The organism is Candidatus Poribacteria bacterium (assembly GCA_021295715.1).
Lineage (GTDB): Bacteria > Poribacteria > WGA-4E > WGA-4E > WGA-3G > WGA-3G.
The window spans coordinates 47,117-59,118 of the sequence record JAGWBV010000064.1 but is presented as its reverse complement, the minus strand read 5'-3'; the positions used below and the strand labels follow the sequence as shown (position 1 = coordinate 59,118).

Below are 12,002 nucleotides of genomic sequence, written 5' to 3'. Positions count from 1 at the left end.
GATAACCTTGTAGGGGTCTACATCATCTGGTATTGGGATAATCTCGGGAACCCGATAACAGTCAAAATTGGACAAGGAAATATCAAAAATAGAATTACGGCACATCGTAGAGATCCACAAATTCAAGCATACGCGCATATGAATTTACTCGTCACGTGGACGAGTATACCACCATACTTACTCGACGGTGTAGAGGCATACCTCGGTAAAGTTTTGAAACCGAGAGTGGGTTCGTTGTTCCCGAACGTTAAACCTATCCCTGTAGGGCTGCCGTTCCTTGTAAATCCACCGTGGAACAAAACTGACCGTCAAGCGCGCCCATATTGACAAATTCATTTTATCTACAGAATAATCACAGAAAATTCTATAAACATCAAAGTCTTGATTGCCAGTGGAATTAGCCAAGAAGTTGCGGATATGCTGAAGGACGCACCCGCAGAGATGGAAATCAGCTTTCTATCGGAAGGTGAGCAACTTAAAGATCACATTTCAGACACTGAAATCCTCTACGGCGTCGTATCAGAAGATGCCCTCCCACATGCGACATCGCTACAGTGGGTTATGCAGCCGTTCGTGGGGGTGGAACGGTCAATGTATCCCGCCTTCAAAGAGAGTCCGATCACACTGATAAACAGCAAGCGTCTGTATGGACCCCAACTCGCCGAACACGCCTTCGCGTTGTTACTCTCACTCACACGGGGCATCAATACACAACTCGATTTGATGCGTGATAAAGAGTGGAAGTGGACACAATGCGTTGAGGTATCGGGCATGACGATGGGAATTCTCGGACTTGGCGGTATCGGCAGAGCGGTCGCGCAACGTGCCCAAGCCTTCGACTTCCATGTGATTGCTGTCGATCCCGAACCGATGGAGAAGCCGGACACCGTCGATGAATTGGGGCAACTCGACTGGCTCCCGGAATTCTTGTCTCGGAGCGACGTTCTGACGGTCTGCTGTCCAATCACACCTCAGACGCACAAGTTGCTATCGCATGCGGAATTCGATGCCTTACCAGATGGATGCTACTTTATTAACGTCAGTCGTGGTAAAGTGGTCGACGAAGATGCGCTGATCGCCGCGCTGAAAAGCGGGAAACTGGCGGGTGCGGGGTTGGATGTGACCTATACGGAGCCGTGTCCAGAAGACAATCCATTATGGACGCTCCCGAATGTGATTTTAACGTCCCATACCGCTGGTGCGTCGCAGAATATCGCCAAACGTGCAATGGAGCTCTTCATCGACAACATGCACAAATACGTGAACGGCGAACCGCTCGCGAACGTTGTGGATAAGGAAAAAGGGTATTAATAGCCGTCAGCCGTCAGCCATCTGTTGTCAGTCATAGAAAATCGCAGCGTTTGGATATTAACTGTCAATAGCGAAGGCTTCTAACGCTTCTGTATCAATAACAATACCGAGTCCGGGCATATCATCAAGGACGAAGGCACCGTCTTCAATCATCGGTTTTCGTGTGGTGATCTGCCCTTTCGATTCATACGCTTCTGGGGAATGCTCCATAATGAGGAAGTTAGGGATCGTCGCTGAAAATTGCACCGTTGCGGCGATCGAGAGGATGCCACCGCCTCCGATGTGCGGTGTCACTGGAATGTTATAGGTATCGGCGAGGCTTGCGATGCGTTTCCCCTCTGTGAGCCCTGTGCGGGCAATATCGGGCATGGTAATGTCGCAGGCGCGACGTTCAAATACCTCCCGTAACTCAAAGCGTGTGCGTGTCCATTCCCCAATCGCGACTGACATATCCAGTGCCTGTGCCAATGCCGCTTGTCCGGGGATGTCCTCCGGTGCCGTCGGCGACTCCAACCACATCACGTCTAATTCCTCAAGCCCGCGTCCGAGCAGCGTCGCCTCTGGGACACTGTATTGGGTATGGAGGTCCACCATTAACTTAATCTTTGGACCGACCTCTTCGCGCACAGCGGCGACGATATCCAAAATCTCGGCACGACTGTGTGTCGAGTGAATCTTCAACCCGCCATATCCCTGTGAGACATGCTTCGCCGCTTGTATCACCGCCCCTTCCGGGGTGCTACCGCCCACACCGGCGTATAAAGGGATCCGATCGCGGTAGCGTCCACCCAGTACTTTGTGAACGGGTTTCCCTGTCGCTTTCCCAATAACGTCCCAGAGCGCAATGTCACACCCCGCGAGTGCATCGATGAAAAAGCCGGTATAGTGTCCACGCTCCCGCATCGCCGTGAACATCCGTTGCCAAAGGTATTCCACGTCAAACGGGTCTTGGTCCATCAGTATCGGACGACAGAGATCCTCAACGATTGTCTTCGATGTGCGCGGAGAAACGGGACTTTGTCCTTCACCATACCCGACGATGCCATCTGATGTCGTAATCCGCACAACCATCGTTTCATGGTGGCGCGAGTAGATGCAACGCCATCCTTCAGGTGGTAAGTAGTAGCTGTCTACCTGTTCTTCTGACGATTCTTCTGTTTGGTATCGGAGCGCGAACGCTTCAACGTGTGTAATTTTCATAACCAAACACTCCCCAATGCTCACAATGATTCTCTTGAACTTTTACCTGAATAAACGTAAAATACAAGGAGAAGGTTCACATTTCTCCCAGAACACACCACACCGGTGCGGTTGGGAAACCGCACCTACCGGGGGAGGGATCGCTAAACGCCTACTATGTCTCCTTTAAATCCACAAACACGTATACCGACCCCTGAAAAAATCACTCTGCGTACCATCCTTATATCGTTGTTACTTTTGCCATTCATCTACAAATGGCACATTGAATGTGAGGCACTCCGATACACCTTCCCAACGTTGATGGCACCTTTCTACAGTGTTGTCTTCACACTGCTGATCATTGCCGCTTTCAACATCGGCGTCAAAAAATATGCGGCGAAGCACGCACTGACAGGTGGTGAACTAATCACGCTCTATATCCTGATGTCAATGACCCTGCTGTTCATGTCCTACGACATGTTCCTTCCGCTCGTCTCAATTATCGTTCACGCCTTCTATTTCGGCACACCTGAAAACGAATGGCGCGAGTTGTTCTGGGACTATCTACCGGACTGGCTGACAATCAACGATGCGAGCGTGCTCCGTGCGTTCTATCTCGGTGATGAACCCTTTTTTGAAACCCATTACATAATGAAATGGCTGATCCCGACCTTCTGGTGGTGCGTCTTCACCTTCGCGCTTATTTTCGTGATGCAGTGTATCAATGTCATCATCCGCAAGCAGTGGACGGAACAGGAACGCCTCGTGTATCCGATTGTCGAGCTCCCGTATCAACTCGCCTACAATACAAGCCGATTCCTGCGGAACCGAGCCATGTGGTGGGGGTTCGGCATTGCGGCAATCATCAGTCTCCTCAATGGGCTGAACATCTTTTTTCCTTCAATTCCGTCGTTTCCGAATAAACACATCCCTCTCAACGCCTTATTCACTGAAAAGCCGTGGACAGCCTTTCTTCAGGGTGGGAACGCAATTATTGTGTATCCGTTCGCTGTTGGACTCGGCTTCCTGATGCCCTTCGAATTGCTGACATCGTGTCTACTCTTTTTCTTTCTTTATAAAGTGCAATACTTCATCACCATCCTCACCGGATTGGAGAACATCCCCGGCTTTCCTTATCCGTATGAGCAGAACATCGGCGCGTATATCGGCATCTGTGCGGTTGCGCTGTGGAGCACGCGCAGACAGATCTGGCGGGCATTTCGCACAGCGTTTTCCCAAAGAACAACAGCGGACTCGAAAGAACCGATGCGTTATCGAACGGCGTTTTTAGGGATCGTCTTCGGTGGGATATTCATCATCGGATTCGCGGTGCGTGGAGGCATGGCACTGTGGATCGCGATTTTATTTTTTGCGGCACATTTTGCGACAATCGCGATGCCGTTGACCCGTATTCGAGCACAAATCGGTTTTCCGATTCACTCAACAACCTTTATCGGACCACACCATAGCCTCGTGAGCACGCTCGGCACGCGTCGGATTGGGGCACGCAATCTGACGTGGTTCGCGCTCTTTTTCTGGTTCAATAGAGACAATCGGAGCCATCCGATGCCGCACCAACTCGAAGCGTTTAAACTCGCCGAGCGCGGCAACCTCGACGTAAAAGGATTATCCCGTCTGATGCTTACGTTGATCCTCATCGCAATGCCGTTGTGCATCCTTATGCTGGTAGATACCTTCTTTGAACTCGGCGTTAATTCAGGAAAGGTCGGTGGACAGATTAATAGCTTTGGCGGACGGGCGTATCGCTTCCTTGAGGGGTGGCTCACCGCACCGCAAGATGCAAATAGCGGACACATTACCGCGATAACAATCGGTTTCTCTGCGACGCTTCTACTCTCAGCGGTTCGCAGTCGGTTGTTCTGGTGGCCGATTCATCCCCTCGGTTACGGCGTATCCTTCCATCTCCACCTTTTCTGGGCAGCGTTTATCATCAGCACCGTCGCCAAATGGAGTGTGCTAAAATACGGCGGACTCGGTCTCTATCGGAAAACAGTCCCGCTCTTTCTCGGCTTGGCACTCGGTGACTTTACCATGGGGAGTTTCTGGAATATCTTAAGCATTCTCCTTGACAGACCGACGTATACGTTTTACTACTAAACCAGAACCGTTAACTGACAGACTTTGACCATCGCATGAACATATACTACAATCGCTGCTTGATACTTCCCCAAGTGGTCGTGAGTTTGTCTAAAGCAGAAACCGCTTGCGGTTTGCCAGCCGTTTCGCCCTCACCGTCTCCCATTTCAATGTCATCAATATAAGCAGTCAGCTCAGTGGGGTGATCCCAACCGAAGAAGATCCAGCTGAGACTCGGATTCACGCCGCCTTTGCCCCCTTCGCCTCTAAAACCGAAATCATCGACGACTTGTTCGTCATCGACGTAAAAGTCATAGGTTTTCTTTTTAAAGTCGAGCACGATGCGGAAATGATGCCATTCACCGAATTTCGCATCCGTTACCTTTTGCCCGGCATTGCCATCGAGTGCGTTGATAGCGGCATCCGTCGAAATATTAAACACGGCAGCCCCGCCCCACTTAATGGCATCTCCACCGATATAAAACAGCATGGTGCCTGCGCCTTTTTCCCGTCGCGTGAATAATGACGTGTACTGAATTCCATCATGAGTTCCATCGAAACTTCTGGTGACCATTGTGTTTTCTGTAATCAGAATGCTTTTGCCTGTGTCACCGCGCTTCACCTCGCTACCAATTTGGCAAGTTTTTTGGTTCATTGCTGTTTTCCAGTCATCTTGCCCAACGATGTCACCCTCTTTGAAGTCGTCAAAATTCTCACTGTACCACACGTTACCAAACGCATTGACTCCTAAAAACAGGAGTCCGAAACTGAATACCAAAGTTCGCTTTAACGTTATCATCATGAGCCTCCTGAAAGTTTTGTTCTTTAGGACTTACGCAAAATGACCAAATTTCACCTATTTTCACAGGATTCGGTGCGGTTAGGTGAAAGACCCTACCGGGGAAGTGCGTAAGTCCTATTCTTATAACCCAAGTTGCCAGTTTCTCATTCACATAGCACCCCTAATGAAGATTAAGAATTTAATCGGGTAATTTTTACCGATGCCCGGTGCGGAGTGCGCGTGTGGCACTCGGCGGGGCGAGTACGCCACAAAACCGCACCTACCGGGTCTGGTGGAACATGGAATTACCCAAATATTTTATTACACTCCATACGGGGTGTAAAGAGTTTCTTTTCCTAAAAAATCTGTGTTAAACACCCAAAACGTATTAGGTAGCACACGGGTTATTATATCTGAATTTCTGACAAAGTCAAACGTTTTTTAAAGATACACCTTTCGCCCCTCTGGGGCTTATGGCTTGGCAGATATGGCGTTTCTATACACCTTTCGCCCCTCTGGGGCTGCCCTTTAGTTCATCAGAGTTTATTTTTCTGCGAATTGCGTTTGTGTAAGAAACGTTGAGAAAAATCAGAAATGCTTTGAAAACTGGGCACGAATCCGACAGAAATTGTCCAAACTATAGTATTAGGTTGGGAAACCTCGCCAGCAGGGATTATACCCATCTCGTGAGGATAGGGGAATTCCCAACGTAAAAAATTAATCTCCATGATACCTCGCCAGCAGCGGTGGGTGCGTTTGCGCCCGATGCACCTGCGGGAAACACCAATCTTCACTTTTTTTTCAATACATGCTATGCTCTCACTAATTGTGGAAATACACAACTCATACCAATTCTGATTGATGATTTCTCTTATAGTGGATTCTGTAATTAATTTTACACCAAACTCGGTGCGGTTAGGAAACCGCACCTACCGGTCTGGGAACCAAAGTTTCCTTTTTCTAAAATTGACATGTATAGTGCGGTTAGGAATGCAGATCGCATGAATCAACGGTATTCAGGTTCTCCGTGTGGCATGAACTGGGACGAGTACACTGCAAAACCGCACCTACCGGGTCTGGGGGAACGGCGAGGATAATGCGATATAAACTTTTAGAGATGGAATAAAAAGATTTCGGGGCTACCTCCGTCCCTTCCATTATAATCACATATCATGAAACAGTTCGCTTGCTTTCTCCTTATCACCTTGCTTCTATCCTCTTCTGCCTCCGCAGCACCAGAGCACCGACTTTTTGGTAGCAACCAGACTTCTGCTGTCACCAGCCTTCACCACCTTGCGAACAGTTTAGGCATTGAGGTATCGCGGGCACACGTCAAAAATGTCTTCTTCCAAGAAGCCAACGGACAAAGAACTCCCAACTCTGTGATACTTATTAATACGGCAAGGGAGATCGGACTTGAATTACTGGAACAGCGTCTCAACTATACGCATCTACAATTACTTGAAACACCGGCTATCGTTCCGTTGAAAATGCCGTTTGATGATGAACACCTAAGTGCCAACGCTATTACATTGGGGTATTTCATTGTCGTTGAGGAAGCTACCGAGAAATGGGTACGTATCTTCGGAACGCCCCAAAACGCCATACACGGCGCAGCGACTGTTATCCCCCGCGACCGCTTTTTGGAACTTTGGAACGGACAGATCCTAAAGCCATTGTATGTGCTACCTGCGGAAGCAAGGCAACTGCTGGCGCATATAATGACCGGCACAGAAACCTACGACGCGAAACTCAAAAGCGGAATCATCGAATTCTCCATCACACTGAGCCAAGCGACAGATAAACAATTACCCGCAAATGCGGTGACGTATGTGGAAAATGGACATCAATACGAAGAGACAGGATACTGGCACATCACCTACAAATTTGACGGAGATCGTCGAAATTACGAGGTCAAAGCGCGTTATAAGATGTCGTTCCACGGACAATCCCTCGAAGACTGGCAAGAAACCCATCATCAATATCGGATACTGCGCAATATACTGCATATCTGGGAAAAGGTCGGGACCGAATGGAAAAAGTATCGACCCCAGAAGATGTCCGCACGCTATTTTAAACCGCACTTCGACCCACATTGGTGGAGTTGGCCCCTTTGGAATCTGAGACTCACAGACCTGTTTCGCTTCTTCAAACCGACGGATGTCCAACAGGTTAACGTGGAAAACTCCGCGCACTATCTCCTGACTGGGCGCAGGAGCGGACCTGCCGACAGTGATATTGAAATCTGGTTGGATGCAGAAAAAGATTACCGTCCGACTCGCGTGCGCATGCACAACAGAAGTGTATTAGGCGTAGCACCCGACGAAGCCCCTGGGGAACGACTGAAACCCATACCGCTTGAAACAGAGTACACCCTCACCCGCTATACATACCAAATCGAGAAATTTGCGCCGGATATCTGGTTCCCAAAAACTGTTATTAGAGAAGTATCATTTAGCACCACCGATGAGAATCAACAGCCGCTGCCGACACTCAGAAAAGCAGTGATGCAAGTCCATCGCGCCGTGTTTAATATCCCTATTGCGGAAGAGGATCTGGGCAGGATTTCAGATATGGGGACGCTGCCAAAATATTCACACACCCCTGAAAACTAATTGACTTCACCAAAGGTATATGTTAATCTATTCTCTGGAAATCAACATCCTATATCTCCCGGAAAGGTAAAGTTAATGGAACAATGGATTACAGAACTTGCTAACGGGTTACCCAGCCTGGCTCTTTTTGCGATAATAGCGGTAACACTTTACACACTCGGCAAAGGTGCAGATTGGCTCGTCGATGAAGCCGTCATCCTATCAACCCGATGGGGTCTGGGCAAAGCGGTCATCGGTGCGACGATCGTGAGTATCGGCACCACAACTCCAGAGGCGGCAGTCTCTGTGCTCTCGGCAATACAAGGAAAACCGGGGCTTGCGCTCGGCAACGCAGTCGGTTCAATCATTTGCGATACGGGACTCATTCTCGGATTGGCATCCCTCATCGCGCCCCTCCCCCTCAATCGCCAATTGGCTTCACGGCTGTCAAACGTCCAAGTCGGTGCCGGTATCCTGCTTGTGCTTGGCTGTTTCCCGTGGACCTCCCCAGCGAAAGTCTTCACGCAAGGTGGCATTTTACCACAACTCGTCGGTGTCGTCTTCGTTATACTCTTGGCGTTATACATCTATCAATCCATCCGGTGGGCAAGTGCAGCAGGCGCGAATCCTGAGATTGGAGAAGAAACGGAGGCAGAGGAAGCAAGTGGTGTCGGAACGCTTCTTAAACTCATCGGGTCAATTGCGATCATCGTCGTCTCCGCGCAGCTTCTGATTCCGACCGTGAGCGTCATGGCGGAGCGGATAGGGGTCCCGAAACACATTATTTCCGCGACACTCGTTGCGTTCGGCACATCGCTCCCGGAACTGGTGACGGCAATAACGGCAGTCAGACGCGGACACGGCGAATTGGCGGTCGGCAACATCATCGGTGCCGATATTCTCAATGTGCTCTTTGTCGCTGGCGTCTCCGCTTCGGCAACGCAAGGCGGTTTGCAGGCAGACGGTCAATTCTTCCAGTTCCTGTTCCCAGCGATGCTGTTTATCCTGATTGTCTTCCGGTGTGGAATCTTCGTATCGGGCGATCAATTGAAACGTCCGTTCGGGATCGTTCTGGTCGCTACATGGCTTCTGGTGACAATCCTGAGTTATGTCCTTTCGGTTGAAATGCATTAATAGTTGTCGGTTCGGATTTTCTCCGAAAATCCTTTCAGTTATCGGTTATCAGTTAAGAGGGTATCTTTAAACGAAAACCTCTTAACTCTCACTGCGAGGCAAACTGAAAACCATAAATCCAATGACTGATAATCACAATGAAACATCGTAATCCTTGACAAATTTGCGAGAGAATGTCACAATACAATGCCAAGTTTCGACCACTTTTTCATAAGGTTTAAAGGAGGCAGCTAATGAGTAACAATCAATCCCCTGCGAAAGAAGTTTACCGCGCGCCTGCGTTTGCGGATTTCAAACCTGAACTTTCGGCTCCAGGTGCGACACCTGAAAGATTGGCACATTTAAGGGAACACGGTTTTGTTATCATCAATGACTTTGTCGACAATCCGTGGATTCCGATCCTCCGAGAGGCTGGCAGACGGGTTACACAAGCCTGCGCGCCAGAGAACGGCTATGATATTATCGACTGCTCAAAGGGATACGTTCACCGGGCAGGCGAGAACGAACCGTGGGCAATCCGAGGCATCATCCATCCAGCATTTAAAGAACCCGCTTTCACTGAATTTTACGGATCGCCAGATTTCACCGGGTTCGTCAAGTCGTGGTGTGGCGCGGAGCCTGAAGACCTCGTCATGACGAACATACTCCTGTGGTGCAATCCCCGGAAAAAAGAGAATAGACTCGGATGGCACAGAGACACAACTTGGTGGGGCACTGGAGAGAGTTACTTCTCACAAGAAAGTCGCCAAGAAGGTCCCGAAGCCTATTCCGAGGCGGTAGAACGGATCCGCTGGAAAGAAATTCAGGAAGAGAATGAGAAGCGAATTACCGAACGGAACGGTGTAGGTATGTTTTTGGCACTCGCGGACGACGAATGTCATGAACTCGTTCAGGGCAGTCACAGTCGCTGGCGTACTCCGCTTGAACACGACGTGCTACTCCCACAATCCATGAAGGATCAGGGAGTTCCCTACACACCGAGTTGGAACGGGACAGATCCGCTCCCTGGACAGGTCGCGATTCGACTCAAGGCAGGCGAGGCACTCATCCGTAACGGCGTGACCATCCATACCGGACAGACCGTGCCTGAGCGTGAACGCAATACGCTTTCCATCGGTTGGTCGAAGTGGGGCGGTCCGTCCGATGAGGAGCCGAAAGTCGCCGATGCCCGATTCGCATGGCAACTCGATCCCGCCGTCCGTGAGGCACTCCCACACGAATGGATGAAAACGGCATGGGATCGCTGGGCAGCAAACCTGAAACTCGGCGACAGGCTCGAAGATCGCTACGCAGGCTTTGACATCCAACGCATTAAAGCCGGTGAAGTGGTTGGATGGCGAACCGAACTGGAACGTCAAGCCGCTGCTGCAGGCGAAGCGTGGGAACAATACCAAACCGTATCCTAATGGCATAAAATATAGAGGCGGATCTTCGGATCCGCCTCTTTTGTTTATTCTTTATAAATGTGTAGGTTGGGTTGAGCGGTCAATGCAGCAGATTTACTATGCTTATCGGAAGAATCCTATTTCCCATTACTCCTTCGTGTAGATAGAATATAGCGAAACCCAGCAAACAACCCTCCAGAGATAAAAAGTGTTGGGTTTCACTCGTATTTCGGAGATTTTGGTTCCTGAGTGAATCTTAGGGCATATCTCTACAAGCGATCTTTAGTTAATTTCCGTTCAACCCAACCTACAAAGATTGAACGCCAACAGCCATTATGCCGGCGGTGCGATGAGACGCACAAACGAACGAGATACCTCGTCTAACTCCTCCCGAACCGACGGATCAAGTTCCCAACCGACACCGCCAAGTGTATCGTCAAGCTGCTCAATCGTATCGCTACCACTGATTGCGACGGTAACCTCTGGATGGGATAGTACCCACGCCACAGCCAATTGCGCGGGCGTTTTTCCCAACTCCGCTGCGAGTCGCTTAAGGGTTAGGATCACCCGTCCGGTCTCACCACTCATCCGCTGCGCAAATTCCTCACGCAAACGTGTCCCCCACAACGTGCCAGCCGGAGGCGGTTCACCCGGTGCGTAAACACCACTCAACAAACCCACTGCTAACGGACTATAACACATAACGCCCAAGCCTTCCTCACGGACTAAACCGAACAACTCGGTTTCCATATCCCGATTCAGCAGGTTATACATGTTCTGAAGACACATATAAGGCGTTGCGTTAATCCGATCGGCGATCCAGAGTGCCTTGCACGCCTGCCACGCTTGATGGTTACAACATCCGATATAGCGAACCTTGCCTGAACGCACCAGATCATCCATGGCGCGGACAGTCTCCTCTTGTGGTGTCGTTTCATCAGGGGCATGGATGAGGTAGATATCAATATGATCGGTGTTGATCCGTTTCAAGGAACGTTCTACCTCCCGCATGATATGGTATCTCGACAACCCCTGATCGTTCGGACCTGGACCGATCTGACTGAACACCTTCGACGTAATCACAACGTCATCGCGTTTGCCCTGAATCGCTTTACCGAGCACCTCCTCAGAACGACCGATGTTGGCGCGATCGTCCATAAGACCATAGATGTTGGCACAATCGATGAAGTTGATACCGGAATCAATGGCGTGTTCAACGAGTCTTTGGGCTTCATTCGCATCACCTTGTCCTCTGAGTCCTAAACCCAATGCGAGTGGACTCACCTTAACCCCTGCTTTTCCAAAATTGACATATTCCATAGACAAATTTCCTTAACCTCCTCAAGACAACCTATGCGGTTAGAAACCGCACCTACCGCGTCTAAGGGAACTTGTAGATTGATTTTTCTAAACAGATGAGATTGAATGAAGATAAAAAATATAGATGGATGTGGGCAGCCACAAGGGACTGCCCCTACAGGGAAAATCCCTTCAACCCAACTGACAATACTATCAAACGCA

At 49.7% G+C, this 12,002-nt stretch carries 9 protein-coding genes; 6 read left to right on the top strand and 3 right to left on the bottom strand.

Features of this window, described 5'->3' with window-relative positions; genetic code table 11:
- Both J4G07_15995 and J4G07_15990 read left to right on the top strand, forming a co-directional pair.
- Window positions 1–327, top strand: a 327-nt coding sequence (locus J4G07_15995) for a hypothetical protein (GenBank protein MCE2415492.1), incomplete at its 5' end; no start/stop codon positions are given.
- A gap of 90 nt (window positions 328–417) precedes the next feature.
- Window positions 418–1,311, top strand: a complete 894-nt coding sequence (locus tag J4G07_15990; GenBank protein ID MCE2415491.1) for a D-2-hydroxyacid dehydrogenase — start codon at window positions 418–420, stop codon at window positions 1,309–1,311.
- A gap of 57 nt (window positions 1,312–1,368) precedes the next feature.
- Here J4G07_15990 and J4G07_15985 read toward each other — a convergent pair whose 3' ends face one another.
- Window positions 1,369–2,511 carry a mandelate racemase/muconate lactonizing enzyme family protein gene (locus J4G07_15985; GenBank protein ID MCE2415490.1) on the bottom strand — a complete coding sequence of 381 codons (1,143 nt, stop codon included), beginning with the start codon at window positions 2,509–2,511 and terminating at the stop codon, window positions 1,369–1,371.
- Between the two features lie 156 nt (window positions 2,512–2,667).
- On the opposite strand from J4G07_15985, the gene J4G07_15980 reads away from it, so the two are divergent.
- Entirely contained in the window at window positions 2,668–4,608 is a 1,941-nt protein-coding gene (locus tag J4G07_15980) for a hypothetical protein (GenBank protein ID MCE2415489.1), read from the top strand.
- Between the two features lie 46 nt (window positions 4,609–4,654).
- Here the strand turns inward: J4G07_15980 and J4G07_15975 are convergent, their stop codons facing one another.
- The gene (locus J4G07_15975; protein MCE2415488.1) at window positions 4,655–5,389 is read right to left on the bottom strand and encodes a hypothetical protein; all 735 of its coding nucleotides are present in this window, start codon (window positions 5,387–5,389) and stop codon (window positions 4,655–4,657) included.
- A gap of 1,151 nt (window positions 5,390–6,540) precedes the next feature.
- Here J4G07_15975 and J4G07_15970 point away from each other — a divergent pair.
- The 3 genes from J4G07_15970 to J4G07_15960 all read left to right on the top strand — a co-directional run bounded on the left by J4G07_15970 (window position 6,541) and on the right by J4G07_15960 (window position 10,502).
- Window positions 6,541–7,983: a hypothetical protein gene (locus tag J4G07_15970; protein ID MCE2415487.1), complete on the top strand. Its 1,443-nt coding sequence runs from the start codon at window positions 6,541–6,543 to the stop codon at window positions 7,981–7,983.
- 75 nt (window positions 7,984–8,058) lie between these two features.
- On the top strand, window positions 8,059–9,096 hold the full coding sequence (locus tag J4G07_15965) for a sodium:calcium antiporter (protein MCE2415486.1): 1,038 nt from the start codon (window positions 8,059–8,061) through the stop codon (window positions 9,094–9,096).
- A gap of 233 nt (window positions 9,097–9,329) precedes the next feature.
- On the top strand, window positions 9,330–10,502 hold the full coding sequence (locus tag J4G07_15960; protein ID MCE2415485.1) for a hypothetical protein: 1,173 nt from the start codon (window positions 9,330–9,332) through the stop codon (window positions 10,500–10,502).
- A gap of 312 nt (window positions 10,503–10,814) precedes the next feature.
- On the opposite strand, the gene J4G07_15955 is transcribed toward J4G07_15960, so the two are convergent.
- Window positions 10,815–11,801: an aldo/keto reductase gene (locus J4G07_15955; protein MCE2415484.1), complete on the bottom strand. Its 987-nt coding sequence runs from the start codon at window positions 11,799–11,801 to the stop codon at window positions 10,815–10,817.
- Window positions 11,802–12,002: the final 201 nt, after the last annotated feature.